Origin of the sequence: Arthrobacter psychrochitiniphilus, from assembly GCF_003185915.1 — a bacterium.
Classification (GTDB): domain Bacteria; phylum Actinomycetota; class Actinomycetes; order Actinomycetales; family Micrococcaceae; genus Specibacter; species Specibacter psychrochitiniphilus.
The window spans coordinates 131,315-155,729 of the sequence record NZ_QHLZ01000004.1; the positions used below are offsets into that span (position 1 = coordinate 131,315).

The following is a 24,415-nucleotide window of genomic DNA, read 5'->3' on the forward strand; positions in this document are numbered from 1 at the left end:
GTGGTCAGTCCACATTGAATGTGTTTTGGCCTACAGTGGAGAACATGAAAATTGCGCTCTTCGCCACTTGCATCGTCGACGCCATGTATCCGCGCACAGCACAGGCCACTGTGCTCATTTTGGAACGGCTGGGGCATGAGGTGGTGTTCCCGGCGGGGCAGGCCTGCTGTGGGCAGATGCACGTCAATTCCGGCTACTTCAAGGAAGCCCACGCCGTGGTGGCGAACCATGTTCAGGCCTTTGACACGCAGGATTACGACGTCGCTGTGGCGCCTTCTGGTTCCTGTGTTGCCAGTGTGAAGCACCAGCATGAGCTGGTGGCCCGCCGTTGTGGGGACCCCGCATTGGAAGCCCGGGCCGCCGTAGTGGGTGCAAAAACGTATGAGTTGTCCCAGCTGCTAACAGATGTCCTGGGCATAACCAACGCCGCTGAACAACTGGGCTCGTACTTCCCCCACAAGGTCACCTACCATCCCAGCTGCCACGGCTTGCGCCTACTGCACTTGGAAGACCGCCAATTGAACCTGCTGGCCAGCGTGGGCGGCATTGAAATGGTGGAACTGCCGCAAGCGGATCAGTGCTGTGGCTTTGGCGGCACCTTCTCCATGAAAAACGCCGATGTCTCCGCCGCCATGAACGCTGACAAGGCGGCCAATATTTGTGGCACCGGCGCCGAACTGTGTTCCGGCGGCGACGCCAGCTGCCTCATGCACATTGGCGGCGGACTGTCTCGCCAAGGCAGTGACGTGGGCACCCTCCACTTCGCCGAGATCCTGGCCAGCACACTTCAAAACCCCATCACCGTCACCGGCGAGGTCACATTGGCAGGGAGCAAGCGATGAGCAGCAACACTTTTCTGGGCATGCCTACACTTCCGGTTTTTGGACACGGTAACCTCAACGCGACCGAGCCGTTTCCGCAGGCCGCGCACCGCGAACTGGGCAATGAGCAGCTGCGTGCCAACCTGGGCCACGCCACCCACACCATCCGGGACAAGCGGCTGAAAGTTGTTGCCGAGCTGCCCGACTGGGAAGACATGCGAGATGCTGGCAGCGCCATCAAGAACGCCACCCTGGCGAACCTGCCGGCCCTGCTGGAACAATTCGAGACGAACTTCACCGCACGCGGCGGGATCATCCACTGGGCCCGCGACGCCAACGAAGCCAACCAGATTGTCACCGCGCTTATCCGTGAAACCGGCGAAACCGAGGTTGTCAAGGTCAAGTCCATGGCCACCCAGGAGATTGGCCTCAATGAATACCTCGAAGAGCAGGGCATTGCCGCCTATGAGACCGACCTTGCGGAGCTGATAGTCCAGCTCGATCATGACAAGCCCAGCCACATTCTGGTCCCGGCCATCCACAAGAACCGCAGCCAGGTTCGGGAGATCTTCCTGCGCGAGATGCCTGTTGTGGACCCGAACCTGACTGATGAACCAGCGCGTTTGGCCGAAGCTGCCCGCACGCATCTTCGTAAGAAATTCCTCTCTGCGAAAGTGGCCATTTCCGGTGCCAACTTCGGTTTGGCGGACACGGGCACCCTGACAGTGGTGGAGTCCGAAGGTAACGGCCGCATGTGCCTTACCCTGCCGGAAACCCTCATCACCGTCATGGGCATTGAAAAGCTGCTGCCCCGCTGGGAAGACCTGGAAGTGTTCATGCAGTTGCTGCCGCGTTCCTCCACAGGCGAGAGGATGAACCCTTACACCTCGTTGTGGACCGGCGTCACCCCCGGCGACGGCCCCCAAAACGTGCACCTGGTGATGCTGGATAACGGCCGTACCGCAGCACTTGCCGACGAGTTCGGCCGGACCGCGCTGAACTGCATCCGCTGCTCGGCGTGCATGAACGTTTGCCCCGTCTACGAACGCACCGGCGGACACGCCTACGGTTCCACTTACCCAGGACCCATTGGCGCCATCCTCTCCCCGCTGATGACCGGCATCAAGAGCGAAGAAAATAACTCTCTGCCCTACGCCTCCTCCTTGTGCGGGGCCTGCTTTGACGCCTGCCCGGTGAAGATCAACATCCCCGAAATCCTTGTCCACCTGCGCGGCGAGGACGTTGACTCCCAACGTGCAAAGCTCAAGGTCCCCAGCCAGATGGACCTCATGATGAAGGGCGCCGAGTGGGCGTTTTCCTCCGGTGCGCACCTGAATCTGCTGGAAAAAGGGCTGCCTCTGGGCAAGTTTGCCGCCGGCCGCGACAAGGTCATCAAGAAGCTTCCCGGACTGGCTGGTGGGTGGACGCAAAGCAGGGATATACCCGCACCGCCGAGCCAGTCATTTCGCCAATGGTGGGCCAAGGAACACCAGCCAGGTGCCGCCGCGATACCCGGAAACAGCAGCGCTGGAACCACAGAAGGGGAGCAGGCATGAGCGCCCGCGAAGAGATCATGACCAGGATCAAATCGGCACTGCGCGATGCACCCGAGACTCCCGTGGTGCCACGCGAGTACCGCCGCGCCTCGAACATGAGCGCGGAGCAGCGGCTCGAGCAACTCGTAGAGCGGCTCATCGACTACAAGGCGAACGTGTTCCTCACGCCCGCCGCTGAGGCCCCGGCGCGCCTGGCGGAACTGCTGGCCGGATCGGCCTCGATTGTGGTGCCGCACGGCCTGCCCCAGGCGTGGCTTTCCCGGCTCAAAGACGTTGCTGTGAAGAACGACGCCGGGGCGCTGGCTATCCATGTTGACTCACCCGAGCATCGCCTCACCACCGCCGAGTTGGATGCCGTGGACGCCGTGGTAACTGCTTCGGCTGTGGCAGTTTCAGAGACCGGGACCATCATGCTTGACGGCAGTGAGGATCAGGGCCGGCGCATCATCTCACTGGTTCCGGACCGGCACATATGTCTCCTGACGGTGGTCCAAATTGTGGAGGTGCTGCCCGAGGCCATTGCGCGCCTGGAAGCCACCCGCCCGCAGACGTGGATCAGCGGGCCTAGCGCCACGAGTGATATTGAGCTTGAACGGGTTGAGGGTGTCCACGGTCCGCGCACGCTGGATGTCATCATCCTGACATAAGCCAGGACGCTCCGCGGCTCCGGCGTACTTCCCCTCGACAGTGCCCGGCGGTGGTGGGAGCATGGCCCCTATGGAAACTTCGCAGCTCTTGGAAGATGCTTTTGGTCGGATTGACACAATTGTCTCTGCGGTTCTGGACGGGCTGAGCCCGGAGCGGGCGAATTGGCGGCCCGGTGGTACAGGCAATTTCATCGCATGGCTCGTATGGCATCTAAGCCGGGCACAGGACGAGCAGATTGCCAACGTTTCGGGCCTGGAGCCTGTCTGGAGCAAGGGCGGCTATGCTGAGATTTTCGGCTTTGGGCTTGACCCTGCCGATCACGGCTATGGGCACACGTCGGCGCAGGTGGATGCGGTGCGTGTACAGTCTTTGGCTCTCCTGCAGGAGTACCACCACAACGTCCTAGCTCAGAGCCTGGATTACGTCCGGGAACTGTCCAATTTTGAGCTGGATCGGGTGGTGGACACAAGGTGGAACCCACCCGTCACGCTGGCGGTCCGCCTCGTCAGCATTGTCGATGACTGCGTACAGCACGGTGGGCAGGCGGCCTACGTCAAGGGCCTGCCCACCACGCTCTGACGCGGATCTGCGCAGGATCTGCGCCGGAGCAAAAAACACAAAAGCGCAGCTTCCCCCGGCGTGTGTGGCTGCCAAGGGAAGCTGCGCTGTCAAAGCCGCTACGTTAGGCGACGGGCACGCCCGACTTGGCGGCCGGCGTCGTGCCATGAGCTGGTGCATGGGAGGGCGCCGCACCTCCTGTGGGGATGCAGGCGGCGAGCACGGCCGAGGCCACAGCAGCGCCGATGGCCAGCAGGAATGTCACGCGGAACGCATCCATGGTGGGCAATGAGTACGGGCCAAGCTGCATGCTCATGGAGGCCAGCACCACCGTGATGACGGCGGCTGAACTGGACGTTCCGATGGCACGCATTAAAGAGTTGAGGCCATTTGCTGCGGCTGTTTCGGTAATGGGCACGGCGCCCATGATGAGGGCGGGCATGGCGGCGAAGGCAAGGCCCAGGCCGGCGCTGATCACCATGGAAGCGACGATGATTTCCCATACGGCGCCGTTGAGGAACAGGGCGACGACATATCCGGCTGCGATAACGAGGGCACCCAATGTCAGGGTCACCTTCGGACCGCGGCGTGCGGAGAGCTTCGCCGAGACGGGGGAGAGCAGCATCATGACAATGCCGCCCGGTGCCAGCGCCAGGCCTGCCTGGATCATGGTCAGTTCAAGCCCATAACCGGTTGCGGCCGGGGCCATCAGGAGCTGGATGAAAATCAGCGACATGCCGTACATGGCGAAGCCGATCATGATGGAGGAGAGGTTTGTCAGCAGTACTCGCGGACGCGCCGAAACCCGCAGGTCAACGAGTGCGTTGGTGGTGCGAAGCTGGTAGAAGCCCCAGACGAGCAAGACGACCACTGACGCGACAAACATGCCGATGGTTAGGGGGCTGTCCCAGCCCCATTCACTGCCCTTGGTGACAGGTACAAGCAGTGCAACCAGACCTACCGCCAGTCCGGCAGCGCCCCAGCCATCAAAACGGCCGGGTGTGAAAACGGGGGATTCGGGCAGAACAAAGGCTATGAGCAGCGTGCAGGCAAGGCCCAGCCCCGCCGCAACCCAGAAGAGTATGTGCCAGTTGGCGGTTTGGGCAATCAAGGCGGACAACGGGATACCGATGGCCCCGCCCACACCCATGGTGGCGCTCATGGTGGCGATGGCAGGCCCCACCTTTGCCGGCGGCAGCTCATCACGCATGATGCTGATACCCAACGGGATGGCTCCCATGGCCAGTCCCTGAAGTGTGCGTCCCACTACGATGATCGAGAGCGAATCACTTAGAGCACACAGCACTGAGCCAACCACCATGGCTAGCAAGCTCAGGATCAGGATTCGGCGCTTGCCGAACATGTCACCTAGACGTCCGCTGATGGGCGTCACTACAGCGCCGGCCACCAGCGTTGCTGTGATGGCCCAGGAGGCATCAGTGGCGGAGGCGTTGAGGAACTTAGGCAGCTCGGGAATCAGCGGAATGATCAACGTTTGCATGAGCGAGACAACAATGCCGCAAAACGCCAACGTTGCAACAATCATGGCCGGTGAAGGTGTGCGGGTGGAACTTTTGTTTTTACTACTGAACACTGGGCTCCCGATAAAATCAATCTTGTGTATGATGCAATAAGTATGCATCATACACAAGATTATCGAGATGAGGATTGTGCGACACGAAGAAAAGGTGCTGGAACAGCTCGAATATGAGCTGATGTTGCTGGCTCGGCATGCTCTGCGCCCGTATCACCGGCACGAGGAAGTCCTCGACCGCTCGGCCATGGTCCTCCTGAGTTGGCTGGAAAATGTTACCCCCATGACGCTCAAGGAGCTGGCCGCGGCGCTCCGGTTGGATGCCTCCACTGTGCACCGTCAGGTGGCGGCACTGCTGCGCACTGAATTGCTCGCCTATGCCCCAAATACAAGCGGCGAGGTGGCCCGCCGTGTGACGCCCACACCAGCCGGGATTGCTGCCATGAAGGCGACGCGCACTATCCATGCCCAAGGTATTGAGCGGGTTATGGAGGAGTGGCCGGTGGCGCGCCGGGCACAGTTTCTGGCCGGACTCCAGGAGTTTAACAGCGATGTTGAGCGGCTGGAAGGTAGCCCCTGGCCGCGCGGCGCCGTCACATCGTGATTTTCCTTACATATTTACTTTTTCCGGCCTAGGCTGGGCTTTACTCCATCGTCCCTGCTCTCGCCACGTAAGTAGTTGTGTGCGTGGCAGTTGCCTGTAGCGGCCGTTGGGGGTGTGTCTCGTTGCACTAGAGGGCGTCAAGTGCCGCCTTCTGAACTAACAGATAGGAAGCATATCCATGTCAGGAAACAAAGCCGTTGCCTACAAGGGACCCGGAGTGGTTGAGGTCATTGACATTGACTACCCCACATTTGAGCTCAAGGACGGGCCGGGCGTCAACCCGGCAAATGTGGGACGCAAGGTTCCCCACGGCGTCATTTTGCGCACAGTGGCCACTAACATTTGTGGCTCGGATCAGCACATGGTCAGGGGACGCACCACAGCTCCTGCTGATCTGGTCCTGGGCCACGAAATCACCGGCGAGGTCGTTGAAGTGGGCCCCGACGTCGAATTTATCAAGGTTGGCGACATCTGCTCCGTCCCCTTCAACATTGCCTGTGGCCGGTGCCGGAACTGTAAGGAGCGCAAGACCGGCATCTGTCTGAACGTCAACCCTGACCGCCCGGGCAGTGCCTACGGTTATGTGGACATGGGCGGCTGGGTAGGCGGGCAGGCCGAGTACGTGCTGGTCCCTTACGCCGACTGGAACCTTTTGAAGTTCCCGGACCGGGATCAAGCACTTGAGAAGATGCTGGATCTGACCATGCTCTCCGACATTTTTCCGACAGGGTTCCACGGTGCGGTAACGGCCGGGGTAGGGGTTGGTTCCACGGTCTACATTGCCGGTGCCGGACCCGTGGGCCTTGCCGCAGCCACCTCAGCACATTTGCTGGGTGCCGCCGTGGTCATTGTTGGAGACATGAATGCGGAGAGGTTGGCGCAGGCGCGCACATTTGGTTGCGAGACTATTGACCTATCCAATGGCGATCCAGGGTCTCAAATTGAGCAACTGCTGGGTGTTCCAGAGGTTGACTGTGCTGTAGATGCTGTTGGCTTCGAGGCGAAGGGTCACGGTCATGGGGCGGGGGAGGCTCCGGCCACCGTGCTGAACTCGCTCATGGACATCACCGCGGCAGGTGGTTCCTTGGGCATTCCGGGACTCTACGTGACAGGCGATCCCGGCGGCATCGATGCGGCAGCGCAGAAGGGCGCGTTGAGTCTGAGTTTGGGCACAGGCTGGGCCAAGTCGCTAGCCTTCACTACGGGGCAGTGCCCTGTGATGAAGTACAACCGCGGCCTCATGATGGCGATCTTGCATGACAAGGTCTCCATTGCCAAGAACGTCAACGCCCAGGCGATCTCGCTCACCGATGCGCCGCGCGGCTATGCCGAGTTCGACGCCGGTGCGGCCACCAAGTATGTCCTGAACCCTAACGGGTACCTGGACTAAGTCAGGCGGTGACCGCTGGCCCGGGAAACGCGTTTCGTTGCCCGGGCCAGCTTGCATCCGGTTACTTTTCCCACGGCGCTTTGAAGGGGAAGTAGTCCTCTAGGAAATCTGTGACAAGTTTCCGGCGCAATTCTGGTATGGCATCGCCGAAGCTGCCGTCATTGAGGCACAGAAAGTCCGCAGTGCGCCGGGCCAGCACGTGCGGGAGTTGGGTCAGGCCAGCCATGTTGGCGGTGTCCACATAGATACCCCTGCCATCCTTGTGCATGACCGCCCGGCCGGTCAGCAAGGCGTAGTAATGGTAGAGCGAATTCGTCACGGAAATATTATTGGCAGCCCTGAAGGTGCTGGCCGCGGTTGCCGCAAACTCGGGCTCAAATTCCTTGTTCAATTGGGTCAGGACGGACCTGCGCAAGGGGGCCGCGCTGTGTTCCAAGTGGCGGGTTGTGAAGGCGCCGAATCGATCCAATAAAAGCCTACGGTTGACCCGGGCTGAATTCTCAAAGCCGCTTCGTTCTTGGGCGCTTTCGCCCAGACCAATGCGGTTGGGGGAAAGCATGAAACGGCTGATGCCCCCTGGCGTGAAAAAGAGCTCGGGTGAGAGTGGGCGAGCAAAAAACATGTCGTCATTGGAATATAGAAAATGCTCGGCCAACCCCTCGATGTGATGCAGCTGTGATTCCACGGCCATGGAGTTGTGGGTTGGCAACACGGAAGGGTCCGCGAAGTGCTCGTGGCTGCGGACCAGCGTGATCTTTGGATGATCGTTTAGCCAAGCCGGTGCGGCTGAGTCTGTAGCGATGAAAATTCGACGAATCCACGGGGCAAACATATGCACCGAACGGAGGGCATACTTTAGCTCATCCACTTGCCGGAAACGCGATTCATGATCGTCGCCCTCGCCTAGTACGGCTCCAGATTCAAGCTCACGCCGGGCGGCCTGGTAGTCCTCGGAGCTGCCGTCAACCCACGAAAACACCATGTCTATCTCAAAGTTGATGTCAAAGACGTGGGGTGCAAGCATGTTTTCAATGGTGGGCCAGCTCCGGCCGTACCGCGTGAGCGTAGCCGGAACAAAGTCCCGGCGTTCGATGCTGGTGCGGGTGAGAGCGTTGGTGGCAGGGGGAAATATGTGGGCGTCAGAGTAGTCCCAAAATTCAAGTTGAATGGCACCTGCGGCGCCGTAATACAGGCCGCCCCGGGGTTCTACGCGTGGCCGGTACAGCCGAATGATTAGGGCTTCTGGATCAGTAGATAGAGCACCGTCGGCGAGCAGCACTGTGGATTTTTTCTTAGCCACGGTTCGGGCGTAGAACGGTTCATTCCGGAACCCGAGCGCCAAGGAGTGCTCCACGCCAGCCCGTAGGGCAGAGTTGATAGCGAGCACGGGGCGGTTATCTTCTCCTCGAACCAAGAGGTACTCGATGGAGCATGCATCGAGGGCGTCACGAACAGCCAATAGATCGGCCACTGTGGCGTCCTGCGGCAATACGGGGTTTTTGTGGTCTGCGCCGTTGATCAGCGCCAGCATGCCACGGTGCTTCACCACATCGTCACGGCGCAGAATGACTGAGCTGGCGTTACTTTCGGATAGGGGTGAGCAGTGTTGGGGCTGGTTGGCGCTGTTCAAGGGACGGCTCCGAATTGGCAAGAAAGAGATGGGCCGGCGGGCAATAACCCACTTGCGAGTCTATCGCCCTGCGGACTACCGCATGGGCACTTGCCCCATCCGGAACACATGAGAGGGATCGAAGTGTTCGGCTAGCCCCGACAGTCGCTCTAGAACCGGTGCCGTATAGCTTGTGGCAAAGCCAGCCTGTCCCTCGCTCGAGGCGAAGTTGGGCAGCGTGCCACCATGTGCCCACGGAGACATATGTTCGCGCTCCCCGGCCGCGTGTGTGGCAAGCGCCGGTAAGTCCGGTGGCGGTGCCGCGGCCACGGTTGAGAGTCCAAATTCGGCATCACGGTGGCACAGGGCGCTGGGAATCTCGGGCTCTTGGGAGAGCAACCCACCGAACTGGCGGATTTCCACCATGAGTTGCGGGGAATCAGAGTCCGGCCCGGCCACGTTGAGAAGGGTTTGTGCTGCTGCGGCATCGAAGGTGGCCAACAAGGCTGAACCTTCCGTGGCTGGTAGGGCGTCCTCGGGGTCGGAATGCACCAGGCCAATCATGGAGGAAGGCATGGGCCCCACAGCATCCTTGAGCATCGGCGCAACGGAACGCAACGGCGCAAGCCAGCGAGCGCCGTCGTCCGGTTTTCCGGCAAAAACATACCGCACCGCAATGGTGAACTTGCCGGCGATGGGTTCGGGCACTCCCGGCAGGGGCGGCATTTGCATCAGAGCCACCGAGGTGGTTGCGGCCGCTGTCAGCGTGGATCTCCATTCCGTCCAGGCGTGCAGGATATCGGAGACGTGGTGCGTGTCGAAGAACAGTGCACCGGCATAGATCATGGGCAGTGGGAGCAACTCGAATTCCATGCCGGTGATGATGCCCAGTGAGCCTTTGCCGCCACGCAGCCCCTAGAATAGTTCGGGCTCGTCGGTTGCGGTGGCGTGGTGCAAGGCGCCGTCGCCGGTCACAACATTGATGGAGCGGACCCTATCCGAGGCTGCCCCGTATGTCCGCGCCATGGGGCCGATCCCGCCGCCGCTGGTGTACCCGGCCACACTGACGCCAGGTGCGGAGCCGCACAATCCCGCCAAGCCGAGGCCTTCGCACTCGCTCAGTACGGTTTTCCAAGTGACGCCGGCGCCGGTGGAGGCTGTCTGGGTGTCAGTGTTGATGGTGCACTCATCTAGTGCGCGGGTGTGGATGAGTAAGGCCCCTGCCATGTCGCTGGCGACCCCGTGCCCCGTGGCTTGGGCGGTGACCGGGAGACCGTTGGCGGCGGCGAACTTCACCGACTCCACCACGTCCTGTGGGTTGCACGCCTCCACCTCTGCTGCCGGGCAGGTAAAGACGGCCATGTTCCAAGGTGTGGCGAGTTCGGCGTAGTGAGGGTCGATGGGTTCGTAGAGTGGCCCGGAGAGACGGTGGCGCAGTGAGTCAAAATCAGGGCCTGCGCCGGATGGTGTCTGTGTTGATGCTGTGTGCATGCTGATCCTCCGTGGGTTGGCCGCTGCTAAACGCTACGACCCCCCAGGGCGGCCTCTTTCCAGCGTGCCACTTTGCACCGACTCTGACTAGATGTTGTGTCTGACTTTGTGGCACATTTCTGGTACGACGGCGGAGCCCCTGTCAGCTTTCCTGCGTGCGCTTCTTGCGGTGGAAGATGAGGGCAACGGCAATTCCGGCGAGCCAGAAGTCTTTGGCCATGGCGGTGCCTGCGGGTGTGGGGCGAATACTGCCGGGGTGGGTCATCCCCGGTGCCTTCAAATAGGTGGCCACTAGGCCGCCAGAAAATACGCCCAGTGCCAGCCCCGCAAGCCGGGTGGGGACGAAGGGGGCCAGCACAACAGTCCCCAGGGCGATTTCGGAGTAGCTGAGATATTTGCCAAACTTTTCAGGCGCCAGCTGGCCCAGTTGCGGGATTGCTCGCTGGGCGGATTCCTGTAGTCCGGCAGCCTGCTCCATAGGAAGGTTGAGTTTGCCAATTCCGGTATTGAGAATGAACGCTCCGGAAACGAGTCGAAGTGCTGCGTTGCTAATGCTGAATCCCATGGTTGTCTCCTGAAGTCTGCGGTTAACGTGCAGCTTTAGCCTATGGTTACCAGCAAACCCTGGCTAGTGTGGTCCGCTTTCTGGGCCGAGACTCAGTCCCTACTGGCTGTAGGACGGAGATTTGATGGCGGCGATTCCTCCAGATATGGTTGCGCGATGAAGCAAAAGCCTGGCTCGGGTGTCCGTCGGGCGTGGATGAAGGTGATCCTGATGCTCGCAATACCCGTCCTCTTTCTTGTCTGGGTGATCATCGTGGTACCAGCTTTGGTGATTTACGACAGTTTCCACCCAGTAGCGGTTCAATGCACGGTTAAGTCCACGAGCCTCTATGAGGGGTCAAAACGGTATGTTCCATTTCGGGTAATTATTGAAACTGACGACTGTGGCGATGTGTCTGTTGCTAGGGGAGTAACTGCTGAAAATCAGCAGGACATAGCCGATAGTTTTGTTCTAGGTGAGCGCTATGAATTCACCGTGGGTAAGTTCGAGCTTGAGTGGTGGGGCCCCTTGAAACAGAAAGCCGGCGGAACACTCGTGGCAGAGCACTACCGCAAAATTCTTACCTAGGACTGCGCTTCGATCCTCCCAGTAGCACTTACTCCGTATCACTGACTCTGGTGCTAGTTGCCAGCAATCCCGCTATCATGGCGCTGAGTCCAAGAGTGAAAGCGGCATTGGCATCGCTTTGACCGCCGGGGTTGCTGCGCTGGGTGACCGCGGCGGCAAAGTGAGGTGCCTGCGGGGCCAAGGATCCGGCGTCGAAAATATCAGCTGGAGCATTGACATCATAGGCGGAGCCATAAATGAATGACTCCAGCGCCACCACGGCGTCAATGATGGAATCCGAGGGCCAGCCGGCCGCAAGGAAGCCCTTCGTAACGGCCTCATACATGGTGATTGTGGCGGGTGCGTTGGTGACCGGCAGCAGTGCAATCACAGGGATCAGCGGCAAGTGCGCGGCAAAAACATTACGGTAGGAATGCGCCCAAATTTTGACGGCTTCCGCCCATGGTTCCACCCCAAAAGCAGTGACATCCACCCGGCCCATCAAGTGATCCTCCACCAGCAGCAGCACATCCTGCTTGGAGCGGACATGGTTATATAGCGCCGAGGGGGCCACATTCAGTGATTTGGCGAGCGCCGCCATGGTCAGGCCCTTGTACCCGTCAGCGCTAACCAGCTTCAGTGCAGCTTTGGTGATGCGAGCGGAACTGAGTACCGCCTGTGGTGGGCGCCCTGCCCGGCGTCGTGCATGGGTGGGTGCGCCTGCAGCTGAGCCCAAGGTCACGTCCCCTTCCGTGCGCAACGGCGCAAGATTTTTACTCCACCCTCTTTACGGGAGGCGGTGATGTCGGTTACAGTCTAATCTAAATGAACGGCATTCATTTAGTGAAGCCTGTCACGAGCAGCTTCGCAGGAGAGGGAAATATGACATCCGAGACAATCAGCATGGACCGCGACGTCGTCATCATCGGCGCAGGACCGTCAGGGCTCACCGCAGCACGCGAATTGAAAAAGGCTGGCCTGAGTGTGGCCGTTCTTGAGGCGCGGGAGCGCGTGGGCGGGCGCACCTGGTCCAACACGATCGACGGCGCTTGGCTGGAAATTGGCGGTCAGTGGGTCTCCCCGGATCAGACTGCGCTGATTGGTCTACTCGACGAGCTCGGCCTGGACACCTACCCCCGCTACCGCGATGGCGACAGCGTTTACCTGGCGCCGGATGGCACCCGTACCCGCTACACCGGTGAGATGTTCCCCGTCAGCGCCGAAACCGAGGCTGCGATGAACAAGCTCATCGAGACCCTAGACGCGCTCGCTGCCGCCATGGACCCGGCCAAGCCCTGGGAGCACCCGGCGGCACGCGAGCTGGACATCATCTCCTTCCACCATTGGTTGCGCAGCCAGTCTGAAAATGAGGAGGCCTGCAACAACATTGGCCTGTTCATTGCTGGCGGCATGCTCACCAAGCCCGCCCACGCCTTCTCCGCACTGCAGGCCGTACTCATGGCTGCCTCGGCGGGCTCCTTCAGCAACCTAGTTGATGACAACTTCATCCTGGACAAGCGGGTCATTGGTGGCATGCAGGGACTCTCCCTCGCCATAGCTGCCGGTTTGGGTGAGGACGTTATCTTGAACTCCCCGGCCCGCACCATCCGCTGGGAAGAGGCCGACGGCGGCTACCGCGCCACCGTGATTGCCGACGGCGCCACCGTGAGAGCCAAGCGCGTAGTCATGGCCGTCCCGCCAAACCTGTACAGCCGCGTCTCCTTCGACCCGCCGCTGCCGCGCCGCCAGCACCAGATGCACCAGCACCAGTCCCTGGGCTTCGTGATCAAGGTTCACGCCGTGTACGAAACCCCGTTCTGGCGTAAGGACGGTCTCTCCGGTACCGGCTTCAGCGCTTCCTCCCTGGTTCAGGAGGTGTATGACAACACGAACCACGAGGATCCCCGCGGCACTTTGGTGGGGTTCATCTCCGATGAAAAAGCTGACTACGTCTTCACCCTCAGCGCTGAAGAACGCAAGAAGGCCATCACAGCAGCCCTCGCCGAATTCCTTGGCGATGAAGCAGCCGAGCCGGTGGTCTACTACGAATCTGATTGGGGCTCGGAGGAGTGGACCCGTGGCGCCTACGCTTCCAGCTACGATCTGGGCGGTCTGCACCGCTATGGCGCCGATCAGCTGACACCCGTTGGGCCTATCCACTGGTCCTGTTCCGACCTCGCAGCAGAGGGCTACCAGCACGTTGACGGGGCTGTGCGCATGGGCCAGGACACTGCAGCGAAGCTGATCGCAGAACTGGCGTAGCAACCGTTGGCGGGCTGGCCCCGCCCGGCATCCCCGGCAGCACAATGACAATGACGTCCTGAGGAGGACCCTTTATGCGGTATGTAGTTGGATATACGGCCAACGGCCGTGGCGGCGATGCCGTCAACCTAGCGGTTGCCTTGGCCCGCCGCCAAGGGGCCGCCTTGGACCTTGTCATGGTGATGCCTGAGGATTCGCCATACAACGGTGTCTACCCGCCCGCGGCGGGCTTCGAAAACATTTTGGCTCAGCAGGTTGGTCAGTGGCTGGAGGAAGGCTTGGCCTTGATCCCCTCCGACGTTGTGGCCACGGCGCACGTGGTCCGGGGTGAATCTGAAGCTAGCGCCTTGATCGAGGCAGCCAAAGACCTCCACGCTTCGGCGCTGATCATCGGCGCCAGCAGCACAGGCCTGTTCAAACGTTTCACCGTTGGTTCGGTGGCCAGTGCCTTGCTGCACGCATCGGCCGTTCCTGTGGTTTTGGCTCCCGCCGGCTATAGCCGCACTGAGCCCATTACCCGCCTGACCTGCGCCGTTGGTTCGCGTGAGGGTGCCGAACAAGTGCTCATGGTGGGGCTCACCACGGCTAGGCGCCGCGGCTTGCCGCTGCGCCTCGTTTCCCTCGTAGCCCTTGGCAACGATGACGGCGGCACCACAGTAGAGGATGCCAGCAAGCACTTGCATGGGCTCGTCGATGCCAGTGCAGCGCTCGATGCGGGCTTGTTGGAGAAACTGGACATCGAAGTTGTGGTCGGTAGCGGGCGGACCATTGAGGACGCCGTTGATGGCCTGCATTGGAAGAAGGGTGAGATCTTGATCATCGGATCCAGCCGGCTAGCACAAGGTAAGTCCATATTCCTGGGCAGCACGGCCAACCGCATCCTGCGCGCCCTGCCTGTGCCTATGATCGTGGTTCCCCGAGACTATGCGGGAACTGCGGATGATCTGCTCCAAACCAGCCAGGTTCCCGTGGTTGACGCCGCGGGGCCATCATCGGTTGCCCCCACATCGGAAGTAAAAGAGGCAGGCAAATGAGTTCTCGGGACACAGTAAGGAATGCCACGGGAGATCACGGGCTGAGCGAGAAGGGCCTCAAGGCCGGCTCGGTTGGTCTGATTGGCGCGGTAGTCATAGGTATCTCCTGCATCGCTCCGGCCTATACTCTCACCGCGGCTCTGGGCCCCACCGTTTCGGAAGTGGGGGTGCACCTACCTGCCATCTTCCTTGTAGGCTTCATCCCCATGCTCTTGGTGGCCCTTGGTTATCGGGAACTGAACAATGCCATGCCCGACGCCGGCACCTCCTTCACATGGGCATCGCGCGCCTTTGGTCCATGGCTGGGGTGGATGGGTGGCTGGGGACTGATCGCTGCCACCATCATTGTGCTTTCTAACCTGGCTGCCGTTGCGGTGGACTTCTTTTATCTAATGTTGGCGCAGATCTTCAGCAATCCGGGCCTAGCTGATCTGACCCGCATCCTGCCCTTGAACATTGCCACCACGCTGGTCTTCATTGCCGGCGCCTGCTGGATCTCATACCGGGGCATGGAAACAACCAAATCCTTCCAGTACATACTGGTGGCATTTCAGCTGCTGGTGCTGGGCTGGTTTGCGATTGCGGCCTTCGCGCACGTTGCCAATGGCACAGCCTTTGACGCCACTACCATTTCGGCCGACTGGTTCAACCCCTTCGCGGTTGAATCCTTCTCCCAATTTGCTGCGGGAGTGTCCTTGTCCATCTTCATCTTCTGGGGCTGGGACGTGACCTTGACCATGAACGAGGAGACAAAAAACCCGAAGAAAACCCCAGGGCGGGCCGCCACCGTCACGATCGTGGTGATTGTCTTGATCTACATGACGGTTTCTTTGGCTACCTTGTCCTTCGCCGGGATTGGAACAACCGGTCTGGGCGCGGGAAACCCAGAGAATCAGAACAGCATCTTTGCTGTGTTGGCAGGGCCAGTCATGGGACCCTTTGCCATCTTGATGTCACTGGCCATCTTGAGCTCATCCGCCGCATCACTGCAATCCACCTTTGTCTCCCCAGCCAGGACGCTGCTATCAATGGGACACTACCAAGCCCTACCGAAGAGCTTTGGCAAGATCAGCCCCACCTATAAGTCCCCGGGGTATGCCACGATCGTCGCCGCCATTGCTGCAGCAGCGTTCTACATCGTCACCCGGACACTGTCCGAGAATGCTCTGTGGGACACCATTACGGCCTTGGGCATGATGATCTGCTTCTACTACGGCATCACCGCGCTGGCCTGTGTCTGGTACTTCCGGGCAGAAGCTTTTCACGGTGCAAAGAATTTTGTGTTCAAGTTCCTGGCCCCACTAGTAGGCGGCGTGATCTTGCTGGTCATGTTCTTCAAGACCGCCTATGACTCCATGGATCCCGCTTACGGTTCCGGCTCCAACATTGGCGGGCTCGGCTTGGTGTTCATCCTGGGCTGTGGGGTGCTCTTGCTGGGGGTGGTGCTGATGTTCATCATGTACAAGCGCAGCCCCGAGTTCTTCAAGGGCCAAGTCCTGAGCCGGGCCAGCCAGCCCTATAACCCGTAACCGGAGCAGGGATCCCAAAAAGGACGGAGCTTGCGGGAAGGGACGGCGGTAGACCGCCGTCCCTTCCCGCAAGCTCCGTCCTTTAACGTTCCGGCGGTCAGCTCTTGGGGCGGCGGGCTTCCTCGCGCTCCTTGGCCAGCTTCGCCTCGGCGCGAGCCTTGGCGTGCACGGAGCGTTCCTCAACCAGCCACGCCGGGGGAGCCTGCAGCAGCGCGGTGATCTCCGCCGTCGTGAGTGCCTCGGTAATCTCTGAACGGTTCAGGCCACCAATGGAGATGTTCAACTTCTGCGCAATCACTGGGCGCGGGTGCGGGCCATTGCGGCGAAGCTCGGCCAGCCACTCCGGGGGAGTGTCCTGCAAAACCTTGAATTCCTCCCGGCTGATCGCGTTCTCTTGGAATTCAGCGGGAGCCGCGGGCAGGTGGATGCCCAGCTTCTTGGCCGCTGTGGCGGATTTCATGGCTTGGGGGGAAGGTTTGATGCTCATATATCAAGGGTACCGGTGCGGAGACGGTAGTTTAGTGGCAAAGCTGTGAGTTAGGGTAAACAGGTGTCTGAATCCCGCGAACTTACAGTGACCTTCATCCCGGGCGTGACCCCTGGAAAGTGGATCCACCGATGGCAGGAGCGCATGCCTGACGTGCCGCTTGTCTCAAATCCGGTTCCGGAATCCCATCAACTTGATGCCTTGCGCGCCGGCGAGGCGGACATGGCGTTTGTCCGCCTGCCCGTGGACAAGTCCGATCTGAACGTGGTGAGCATCTACAGCGAACTCTCCGTGGTGGTGGCACCTAAGGATCACCCTATCGCCGCCTTCGAAGAGCTCGACGTTGCGGATCTGGCCGACGAATACCTGCTGGCTGACCCCGATGACTTCCCGGCCTGGCGCGATATTTCCACCGAAATTGCCGCCGGAACCCGCAAGCCGTTGCCCGCCATGGGCTCCCTCGAAGAGGCCCTGGATCTGGTGGAGGCCGGGCTCGGCATCCTGATCCTGCCCATGTCCGTAGGCCGCCACTTCAGCCGTAAAACCCTACGATCACGGCTGCTGCACGGTGTGCCGGACACCAGCATTGGCCTCGCCTGGCCGCTTCTCGATCCGCCCAGCGCGGACGAGGAAATCTTCCAAGAGTTCATCGGCGTGGTGCGTGGCCGCAGTGCCAACAGCTCCCGCCAGCCCTCCGTCCTAGCCAAGCAGGATGCCGCACCGAAAAAGGGCGCCAAGTCTGCAAAAGGTACGACGCCGGCACGCAGTAATGCGGCCAAGTCCAAGTCCGGCGGTGCCAACCTGCGCGGCGGTGGCCGGCCAGGCGGCAAGGCGCGGGCCGCAAAGCGCGGTCGGCGCTAGTCCCCAACCCCTCCCACTGCTCGCAAGCTCGTAGCGGGTCCCTCGGGGCGGGGGCCCACCCAACCCCTCCCACTGCTCGCAAGCTCGTAGCGGGTCCCTCGGGGCGGGGGCCCACCCGCCTGCTCCCCCGTCTTATGATCACGTCTTAAACTAAGGAACCCCCAGCGTTTGCCGGGGGTTCCTTAGTTGCGCTGTAAAAAAACTTCTTAGCGTGAAGCTTCGATCTGCTGCAGCTTCTGCTTGTTGACCAAGGTCTTGACCTGGGTCAGATCATTGATGACGTTATTGAGCTGCTTCTTTGAGGTGGGCCAGGTGGTGCCCTTGAAGCGGGTGGCGTCGGCGCCTTCCCAGCGAACGGACTGAGCCTTGCCGTCAAGGGTGGACATTGCCGTGGTGATCTGGTCAATGGCTGAAGCCAACTTGGAAACCAGTTCTGCCATGTCCTGGGGATCATTACCGATCATTGCCATGATGAACATCCTTTGCTAGAAAAATTTGCGGTTCTGCCGCTGTGCCTTCGCTGTTACCGGGGGTTTCCGGGGAAGCGATTACTTAGAATCTATCCCGGCTCCATCAACACCGTCGATGGGTTGGCCTACCCATGCAGACCTCCCCATGCCCTGTGGCCCGGCTGTGGACCGCCGGGGACGGGCCAGCGAATCATTGACACGCCGAAGGTGCCGTGCCATATTGACGTGAAATGGCGGAGGAAGAGCCCACGCCTGGTGTCTGCGCTCGAGGGAGAGACGGCTATGAAAGCGGCAATGTGGGAAATTGAAACTTTTGACTATCACACAGCCGGTGAACCCTTCCGGATTGTTCCTACCTTGCCCTTCTTAATTGAGGGCAGTACGGTGCAAGAACGGCGTGAATATGCCATCTCCGGTGATGCGGATAAGATCCGCAAGTTGCTGGTGAACGAGCCCCGCGGGCATGGCGATATGTACGGCGGGTTTGTGGTGCCGCCCAACGATCCGGGCGCACACTTCGGAGCCCTCTTCTGGCACCGTGAGGGATTCTCCACGGTCTGCGGCCACGGCACCATGGCGTTAGGAACCTGGGCCGTGCGCAGCGGCCTTGTCCGCGCCCCGGACGACGGCGACACTGACGTTGTGATTGATATTCCTTCGGGTCGCGTCACGGCAAGGGTGAGCATGCTTGAGGGGAAAGTTCATGAGGTGGCATTTAGGAACGTGCCTTCCTTTGTGGTGGCCAGGGACGTTGAAGTCCAGACCACGGATTTTGGGCGGCTGCGTGTGGACTTGGCCTGGAGCGGGGCACTGTACGCATCGCTGCCGGCAGCAGCAGTGGGTCTGGAGGTGACGCCGTCGAACTTGGCAAGAGTGGTTGCTGCGGGACATCAAATAGTGGCCGGACTTGAAAGGCAGCCAGCCAGTTTCGGCCCCTTTGAAACAGGGATGGACGGTGTTTTCGGGACCATTCTTCATGAACCGGTGAAGGCGCCCGGAGATGCTTTGAAACAACGCAATGTGAGCGTTTTTGCTGACGGTCAGGTGGCGCGCTCGCCCAGCGGATCGGGCACGGCGGCACGTGTGGCGTTGCTCAGCGATTCAGGAGAGTTGGCCGAGGGCGAGACGTTGGAGAGCTATTCCATCATTGACTCGCGCTTTGCCGCACGCGTGGTGGATCGGCTCAGCGGACCGGACGGAGGGCTCGTGGTGGAGGTTAGCGGCCGCTCTTTCCCCGTAGGCGAAGGAAAATTTTCTCTCGATGCCGACGATGAGCTGGGACTGGGGTTTGTCTTGCGGTAACCCGGGGCCCGGCTGTTTGAGTGGACTGGTTGGCCCGGCTGTTTGAGCCGGCTTCGTTACAGCGTGGGGGTGGGCTCGTGGATTGGCGCAAAAGCTGGGACGATAAGCCTGTGATTGAACACAAAAGTCCTTCTTTGGACCACGCGCAACAAGCGTCTGCAATCCGGCGGAATCTGAAATTTTCTGATGTGCTGCGGGCGGGAAGCTCGCCCATGCCGCTGTGGATTGCTTTCGTCTTTGCTGTTTTCGCCACTGTCTCGGCCTTTGACGATGTACGGCTATTTTTCTTCTCCGATAAGGGATCACAGGCCCAGTGGCTGGTGATCGCCTGCACGTTCGCCTACTGGTTAGTGTGGATGTCAATGGCTTTCCGGCCACGGTTAGTCGCTGCGTTGTTTGTTCTCCAACTTGCCACCATGCTGCCACAAACAGAGTTGGGTGGGCCCCTCCTGTTGGCCTTCGGCACGCTAGCTGTAGCGGCGTACAGGGTTTCCGCGCGCTCCCTTGCAGTGATGGCGGGTAGTTTCTTGGTGTGGCAGTTTCTCTGGGCGTCTTTTGTCTCGGATTTGGGAACTGTGCAGCTGTGGGCCTATGTGCCGGTCACCCTCTTCGTGATGACACCGGGATTAGCTATCAAAGTGTTGCGGGAGCGGGCTATCCAGGTTGAGCGCACCCAAATGGCAGCTGATGAGAAGGCTGTCAGTGCTGCCTTGGAAGAACGCAGCGAACTAGCGCGCGAGCTTCATGATGTTGTCACTCATGGGCTCACCATGATCGCTGTGCAAGCCAACCTTGGCAAGTTTTCCCATGAAAGCCAGGCGAAGCAGGAGGCCCTCGATGAAATTGGGTCCATGGCCCGCAGTTCTCTAGATGATCTACGCCGGCTACTTGTGACCATTCGCATCGACGAGCGCCCTAACCAGAATTCCTCCGAGAATAATGTTGGAATAAAGCCCAGTGTTGCTTGTATTGACTTGGGGCTTAGTCTTAACGACTCACAGAAGCGGCTCAGCGGTCTGGGACGTCCCACCCGGGTGACAACCTCAGGAGATCTAGAGCGGATCCCCAACGGTCTGCGTCCCACAGTCCTGCGAATTCTTCAAGAGAGCGCCACCAACGTGCTCAAGCATTCGGGCAAGGGTGCGCACTGTGAGATCTCCTTGAATGTGGGAGAGGACAGCTTGAAGGTAGTGATCCGCAGCCGCATGACAGCAGGGACGCCGCGCTTACCTGCTTCCGGAACCGGCTTGGCGGGGCTGCGTGAACGGACTTCGCGGCTGGGCGGAAGTCTCGAGGCAGGCGCAGAGGGACGCTGGTGGAGTGTCAGTGCCGTCTTGCCGTTTAAAGGGCGCCAGACACTGGCCTAGCAGACTAACTCCGTCAGGATGACCACAAAAGGTATTTTATTGGCTCGATCGAAAAAAGTGACCATAAGGCTAATCTTGATCTTTTTGCTCTTCAAACCCTAGTCCACGGGGACAGTCATGCCCCTAAAGCATTGAAGCGCGGGTGCTCTGTGCATAACCTGAAATGTATTGGGCGGCAGTTTATCCCAGCTAATTAGGGACCTAGCCAGAGCACGTCCAACCCGCACGTTTGGAGATCATCATGAACGCACACATTTTCTCAACACGCACAAGCGCCGTAGCGCCAGCAAAGTTGATGCCGGCAGGTATCTGGCCCACAGATTCCACCACCCTTCCCACGCGCTAGAAGGTAGCTAGAGACGGGCTGGATGATTTCCCCTAGTGCCAGAGCTACGTAGACTGACACCATGAGTGTGCCGGTTGATGAAGTCCAGACGATTGAGATAGTCATTGTTGACGACGAAAAATTTGTGCGGGGAGCCCTGCGAACATACCTATCCCAGACCAAGGACCTTGTGGTTGTTGCTGAGGGGGAGAACGGCGAAGATGCCATTCGTCTGGCTCGGGAGCACCGCCCCGACGTCATGCTAATTGATTTGCAGATGCCAGTCATGGACGGTGTCACCGCCATTCGCCACATTGTGGCTCAAAATCAGGAGATAGGCATTCTTGTGGTCACTGGCCACATCTCCGACATCCATCTTAAAGCGGCACTGCTGGCAGGTGCGGGCGGCTACGTGGTCAAGGACGCGGAACCCGAAAGAATCGTGGCAGCCGTGAGGGATGTACACGCGGGGGATTGCCCTATTGACCCTGCCGTTGCGCACTTACTTATTGAAGATCTCCGAGGCAGCCGTCCGGTGACCCGGGGAGACCAAAACATTGAGCTGACGGAGCGGGAAGAAGAAGTACTCAAATTGCTGTGCGATGGCCGCAGCAACAGTGAGATTGCCGCTGAGCTTTACCTCTCTGAATCGACCGTGAAATACCATCTAGTTCGATTAGGCAGGAAGTTTTCCACGCGAGACCGCCTGCAACTGGTGGTAACAGCGTTGCGTTCCGGATTGGTCAGCTAGAGAGCTCTTATTGCTCAAAAGCACTCATTTAAGGCCCCAAAAGGGGTCTTACAGCAGCGTTCTTTAAAGACTATCCAAAAGGACAGGCTTAAAGGGTGTGCTGTCCGTATCCGGGCGGAAGCTGTGGACCTAAGCTGAGAGAACTGTGGCCTCTGGTGCTACAGGCCCGCCATTGAAAGGAACACCCATGAAATCCCCCTTTACCTCCGTAGGCATCGCTGCAGTGCTCACCGCAGGACTCATCATGGCGCCGGGGCTTTCAGCTGCCCAGGCTAGCGGCCCTGATACTCAAGCCCCCATCACGTCGACGCAGTCCACCAACGTTACTGGAGGCTCGAATGCGGGCAATCCCATTTCTAGCGGGGCTGTAAGCACTTATGGCATGTTCTTCATCCCCTGCAACATCTTTTTCCTCCGCCTCTGCTAGAAGCAGCGATACAATCCAGATTGATAGCAGTGAGAGCGTCATCGGGTGAACCCGATGACGCTCTCTGCTTTAGAAACCCTGGGCTTTACGGTAGCGGCGCATCTGCTGGTGACGGCGGATCAGGCTGTCCCGGCGCGGGGTTTGCTCCGTTCCGGGTTCTTCCGCTGTCAAATCGATGTGACTCTCCCCGAACTGCCACAGCAGCAAATCGTCCAAGAGACGGTCTGGCCCGGGGGAGTACCTGTGATCCAGCGCCTTGCGAACATTGGAAATAATCTCCGGCTGTAAGAGCGCGGCCAAGTCCACTGTCTTACCCAACCCGTGCGCGGCTACCAGCTCGGCAGCCCAGCCCCAATCATCGTCGGACTTCCTATCAACATGCGGCAGCAAGGTTTGCCAGACAGCCTTGATCCGGTTGGGGGTCAGTGAAACATTGCCCTCACCGTCCGTATCCCAGTAACTAGTGACTGTTTCATACCGGTCATGAAGCTCCGAGAACGCGGACTCCACGGTCTCCAACATGGCTGCCGTAGCCGTGAACTGGCGGTCAAAGTACGGGCTCCACGCGCGTGGATCCTGGGACTTGAAGCGAATATCATGCTCAATCTCGCTCCACGCATGCGCGAAGATGGTGCGGATTTGGCATTCAAAAAAGTAACTGCCGCTGGGCTTTGTCTCTGGATCCAGGAGTGACTGATAAGCCCGCACCACATCATTTTGAATGGTGCGCAGGATCAGGTGACGGCTGGAGTAGCCATACGTTCCCGACTCAATAGAACCAATATCCTTTTCGGTATCGCCACGGCAGTCAAAAATACTGCGCTGGCGCTTGATCAGGTTGGCGGCCTGCGCGTTCTCGCCCGGCAAGGTGGTGATGACACGCACGCCCACCATATCGGTCAGGTTGCGCAACGGGTCAGGGAACTGCAAGGTGGGGGCGGCATCGGGTTCGGGCACCATCCGGGAAGCCTTCTCCCTAAACGATTCAACTGTTTTTGTGCGGCTCGTGACAAAGAGCGGCTTGTCCTCGGCTTCTGAAAGAACTTCGCGGATGAGAGATTCCAGCTCAGCGGTGACGTCCATTAGTGCCGGCCTGGTCCGTTCGAAGTCTGCCACCGAGGCGCGCACGGCCGGGCGCAGTGAATCATCGAGACGTTCCCAATTGCTACTCATGATCCGAGCTTAATCGGCATTGCGGTGCACGGGCGAACAGCGATGCCGCGTGTCAGAGAAAAATTGAGTCCAGTTGGTCGCTAGGCAGCCTGCTGCGATGAGAGCGCCAACACAGCTGGCACCGTAGTCTTGTGCCATGTTGACTGTTATTGGTGAAGCCTTGATCGATGAAGTTGTGCACGCCGGACATGGGGCTGTTCCGCATGTGGGTGGCAGCCCCATGAACGTGGCTGTTGGGCTGGCACGGCTGGGGCACCCCGTCCAGTTCCTTGGCCGCATGGGCCAGGACGCCTACGGTGACATGGTGGCCGGCCACTTGAAAAGCAATGACGTCCTGGTGCCTTTGCTTCCCGATCAGCTGCCCACCTCCGTGGCTCGGGCGGTATTGGATGCCAACGGCGCCGCCAGTTACGAATTTGCGCTGGACTGGACGCTGCCTGCCCTGGCAAGCTCCGGGGGTTCGGGCGAAAGCGTTGGGAGCTTCATGCTGAACGGGACCACCTTGCTGCACACTGGCTCCATTGCCACCATGCTGGCCCCCGGCGAGGACCACGTCCTGGCTGCCGTCATCAGCGCCCATCCTCACGCAACCATCTCCTACGATCCCAACTGCCGCCCCAGCATCATTGCGGATGTGGCCCATGCCCGCAGCCAGGTGAAAAAATTTGTCCAGCTAGCTGACGTCATCAAGGCCTCTGATGAGGACCTCGCCTGGCTATACCCCGGCGTTGACCCTAAGGAATCGGCCCGTAAATGGCTGGCTCACGGCGGTGCGGAAGGTCCCGCCGTCGTGGTTCTCACACAGGGTGCAGACGGGCCGTGGGCAGTGTGCGCAGCCGGTGAAGTAGCCTGCCAAGTGCCCTCCGTAGAGGTTGTGGATACGGTGGGGGCGGGGGATTCGTTTATGGCGGCACTGCTCTCTGGCCTCGTGGACAGGGAATTGGACGGCGCCCAGCGTCGAGCCGAACTTCGAGCCATCAGTAGCGGAGTCCTGGCTGACATCATTGATTATGCTGCCCGTGCAGCAGCAATCACCGTTTCCCGTGCGGGAGCCAACCCGCCACACCGCACCGAACTGCAGAATTAAGCAGGAGTAACTAGAGAG

At 59.9% G+C, this 24,415-nt stretch carries 25 protein-coding genes; 16 read left to right on the forward strand and 9 right to left on the reverse strand.

Going from position 1 to position 24,415, the window contains the following annotated elements:
* Nucleotides 1-44 precede the first annotated feature (44 nt).
* From CVS29_RS07770 to CVS29_RS07785, 4 genes are all read left to right on the forward strand, one after another.
* Nucleotides 45-842, forward strand: a complete 798-nt coding sequence (locus CVS29_RS07770; RefSeq protein WP_110105935.1) for a (Fe-S)-binding protein — start codon at nucleotides 45-47, stop codon at nucleotides 840-842.
* The gene (locus tag CVS29_RS07775) at nucleotides 839-2,377 is read left to right on the forward strand and encodes a LutB/LldF family L-lactate oxidation iron-sulfur protein (RefSeq protein ID WP_110105771.1); all 1,539 of its coding nucleotides are present in this window, start codon (nucleotides 839-841) and stop codon (nucleotides 2,375-2,377) included. The genes CVS29_RS07770 and CVS29_RS07775 overlap by 4 nt, the downstream gene beginning before the upstream one ends.
* Nucleotides 2,374-3,024, forward strand: a complete 651-nt coding sequence (locus tag CVS29_RS07780) for a LutC/YkgG family protein (RefSeq protein WP_110105772.1) — start codon at nucleotides 2,374-2,376, stop codon at nucleotides 3,022-3,024. Before CVS29_RS07775 ends, CVS29_RS07780 begins: the two co-directional genes overlap by 4 nt.
* Before the next feature lie 70 nt (nucleotides 3,025-3,094).
* On the forward strand, nucleotides 3,095-3,604 hold the full coding sequence (locus CVS29_RS07785; protein ID WP_110105773.1) for a mycothiol transferase: 510 nt from the start codon (nucleotides 3,095-3,097) through the stop codon (nucleotides 3,602-3,604).
* A 103-nt stretch (nucleotides 3,605-3,707) separates the two neighbouring features.
* Here the strand turns inward: CVS29_RS07785 and CVS29_RS07790 are convergent, their stop codons facing one another.
* Nucleotides 3,708-5,129, reverse strand: coding sequence for an MFS transporter (locus CVS29_RS07790; RefSeq protein ID WP_110105936.1), 1,422 nt, complete (start codon nucleotides 5,127-5,129; stop codon nucleotides 3,708-3,710).
* 115 nt (nucleotides 5,130-5,244) lie between these two features.
* Between CVS29_RS07790 and CVS29_RS07795 the strand changes: the two genes are divergently transcribed.
* Nucleotides 5,245-5,721, forward strand: coding sequence for a MarR family winged helix-turn-helix transcriptional regulator (locus tag CVS29_RS07795; protein WP_110105774.1), 477 nt, complete (start codon nucleotides 5,245-5,247; stop codon nucleotides 5,719-5,721).
* A 178-nt stretch (nucleotides 5,722-5,899) separates the two neighbouring features.
* Nucleotides 5,900-7,111, forward strand: a complete 1,212-nt coding sequence (gene fdhA, locus CVS29_RS07800; RefSeq protein WP_110105775.1) for a formaldehyde dehydrogenase, glutathione-independent — start codon at nucleotides 5,900-5,902, stop codon at nucleotides 7,109-7,111.
* Nucleotides 7,112-7,172: 61 nt separating this feature from the next.
* Here the strand turns inward: fdhA and CVS29_RS07805 are convergent, their stop codons facing one another.
* The 4 genes from CVS29_RS07805 to CVS29_RS07820 form a co-directional block, all read right to left on the reverse strand.
* Nucleotides 7,173-8,741, reverse strand: a complete 1,569-nt coding sequence (locus CVS29_RS07805) for a stealth conserved region 3 domain-containing protein (RefSeq protein WP_245932115.1) — start codon at nucleotides 8,739-8,741, stop codon at nucleotides 7,173-7,175.
* 75 nt (nucleotides 8,742-8,816) lie between these two features.
* Nucleotides 8,817-9,593 (reverse strand): hypothetical protein, encoded by a 777-nt coding sequence (locus tag CVS29_RS07810; protein WP_146213019.1) that lies wholly within the window; start codon nucleotides 9,591-9,593, stop codon nucleotides 8,817-8,819.
* Between the two features lie 42 nt (nucleotides 9,594-9,635).
* Entirely contained in the window at nucleotides 9,636-10,211 is a 576-nt protein-coding gene (locus CVS29_RS07815; protein WP_110105777.1) for an FAD-binding oxidoreductase, read from the reverse strand.
* A gap of 142 nt (nucleotides 10,212-10,353) precedes the next feature.
* A complete protein-coding gene (locus tag CVS29_RS07820) occupies nucleotides 10,354-10,776 on the reverse strand; it encodes a hypothetical protein (protein WP_110105778.1) in 423 nt (140 codons plus the stop codon).
* A gap of 156 nt (nucleotides 10,777-10,932) precedes the next feature.
* Here CVS29_RS07820 and CVS29_RS07825 point away from each other — a divergent pair, with 156 nt between their 5' ends.
* Entirely contained in the window at nucleotides 10,933-11,343 is a 411-nt protein-coding gene (locus tag CVS29_RS07825; RefSeq protein WP_110105779.1) for a hypothetical protein, read from the forward strand.
* Between the two features lie 28 nt (nucleotides 11,344-11,371).
* Here the strand turns inward: CVS29_RS07825 and CVS29_RS07830 are convergent, their stop codons facing one another.
* Complete coding sequence (locus tag CVS29_RS07830) at nucleotides 11,372-12,058, reverse strand: TetR/AcrR family transcriptional regulator (RefSeq protein WP_110105938.1); 687 nt, start codon at nucleotides 12,056-12,058, stop codon at nucleotides 11,372-11,374.
* A gap of 146 nt (nucleotides 12,059-12,204) precedes the next feature.
* Between CVS29_RS07830 and CVS29_RS07835 the strand changes: the two genes are divergently transcribed.
* The 3 genes from CVS29_RS07835 to CVS29_RS07845 all read left to right on the forward strand — a co-directional run bounded on the left by CVS29_RS07835 (nucleotide 12,205) and on the right by CVS29_RS07845 (nucleotide 16,147).
* Nucleotides 12,205-13,584, forward strand: a complete 1,380-nt coding sequence (locus tag CVS29_RS07835; protein ID WP_110105780.1) for a flavin monoamine oxidase family protein — start codon at nucleotides 12,205-12,207, stop codon at nucleotides 13,582-13,584.
* A gap of 74 nt (nucleotides 13,585-13,658) precedes the next feature.
* Entirely contained in the window at nucleotides 13,659-14,618 is a 960-nt protein-coding gene (locus tag CVS29_RS07840) for a universal stress protein (protein ID WP_110105781.1), read from the forward strand.
* Nucleotides 14,615-16,147 (forward strand): APC family permease, encoded by a 1,533-nt coding sequence (locus CVS29_RS07845; RefSeq protein WP_110105782.1) that lies wholly within the window; start codon nucleotides 14,615-14,617, stop codon nucleotides 16,145-16,147. The genes CVS29_RS07840 and CVS29_RS07845 overlap by 4 nt, the downstream gene beginning before the upstream one ends.
* Nucleotides 16,148-16,244: 97 nt before the next feature.
* Here CVS29_RS07845 and CVS29_RS07850 read toward each other — a convergent pair whose 3' ends face one another.
* Complete coding sequence (locus CVS29_RS07850) at nucleotides 16,245-16,607, reverse strand: DUF5997 family protein (RefSeq protein ID WP_110105939.1); 363 nt, start codon at nucleotides 16,605-16,607, stop codon at nucleotides 16,245-16,247.
* Nucleotides 16,608-16,697: 90 nt separating this feature from the next.
* Between CVS29_RS07850 and CVS29_RS07855 the strand changes: the two genes are divergently transcribed.
* Nucleotides 16,698-17,495, forward strand: coding sequence for a substrate-binding domain-containing protein (locus CVS29_RS07855; RefSeq protein WP_110105783.1), 798 nt, complete (start codon nucleotides 16,698-16,700; stop codon nucleotides 17,493-17,495).
* 206 nt (nucleotides 17,496-17,701) lie between these two features.
* On the opposite strand, the gene CVS29_RS07860 is transcribed toward CVS29_RS07855, so the two are convergent.
* On the reverse strand, nucleotides 17,702-17,965 hold the full coding sequence (locus CVS29_RS07860) for a hypothetical protein (RefSeq protein WP_146212954.1): 264 nt from the start codon (nucleotides 17,963-17,965) through the stop codon (nucleotides 17,702-17,704).
* Between the two features lie 282 nt (nucleotides 17,966-18,247).
* On the opposite strand from CVS29_RS07860, the gene CVS29_RS07865 reads away from it, so the two are divergent.
* The 4 genes from CVS29_RS07865 to CVS29_RS07880 all read left to right on the forward strand — a co-directional run bounded on the left by CVS29_RS07865 (nucleotide 18,248) and on the right by CVS29_RS07880 (nucleotide 22,137).
* On the forward strand, nucleotides 18,248-19,267 hold the full coding sequence (locus CVS29_RS07865; protein WP_245932116.1) for a proline racemase family protein: 1,020 nt from the start codon (nucleotides 18,248-18,250) through the stop codon (nucleotides 19,265-19,267).
* Nucleotides 19,268-19,479: 212 nt separating this feature from the next.
* On the forward strand, nucleotides 19,480-20,634 hold the full coding sequence (locus tag CVS29_RS07870) for a sensor histidine kinase (protein ID WP_146213020.1): 1,155 nt from the start codon (nucleotides 19,480-19,482) through the stop codon (nucleotides 20,632-20,634).
* 407 nt (nucleotides 20,635-21,041) lie between these two features.
* A complete protein-coding gene (locus CVS29_RS07875; protein ID WP_110105786.1) occupies nucleotides 21,042-21,710 on the forward strand; it encodes a response regulator in 669 nt (222 codons plus the stop codon).
* A gap of 187 nt (nucleotides 21,711-21,897) precedes the next feature.
* On the forward strand, nucleotides 21,898-22,137 hold the full coding sequence (locus CVS29_RS07880) for a hypothetical protein (protein ID WP_110105787.1): 240 nt from the start codon (nucleotides 21,898-21,900) through the stop codon (nucleotides 22,135-22,137).
* A 69-nt stretch (nucleotides 22,138-22,206) separates the two neighbouring features.
* Here the strand turns inward: CVS29_RS07880 and CVS29_RS07885 are convergent, their stop codons facing one another.
* On the reverse strand, nucleotides 22,207-23,310 hold the full coding sequence (locus CVS29_RS07885) for a GTP pyrophosphokinase (RefSeq protein WP_110105788.1): 1,104 nt from the start codon (nucleotides 23,308-23,310) through the stop codon (nucleotides 22,207-22,209).
* 136 nt (nucleotides 23,311-23,446) lie between these two features.
* Here CVS29_RS07885 and CVS29_RS07890 point away from each other — a divergent pair, with 136 nt between their 5' ends.
* The gene (locus CVS29_RS07890) at nucleotides 23,447-24,397 is read left to right on the forward strand and encodes a carbohydrate kinase family protein (protein ID WP_110105789.1); all 951 of its coding nucleotides are present in this window, start codon (nucleotides 23,447-23,449) and stop codon (nucleotides 24,395-24,397) included.
* The last annotated feature ends 18 nt before the right edge of the window (nucleotides 24,398-24,415 follow it).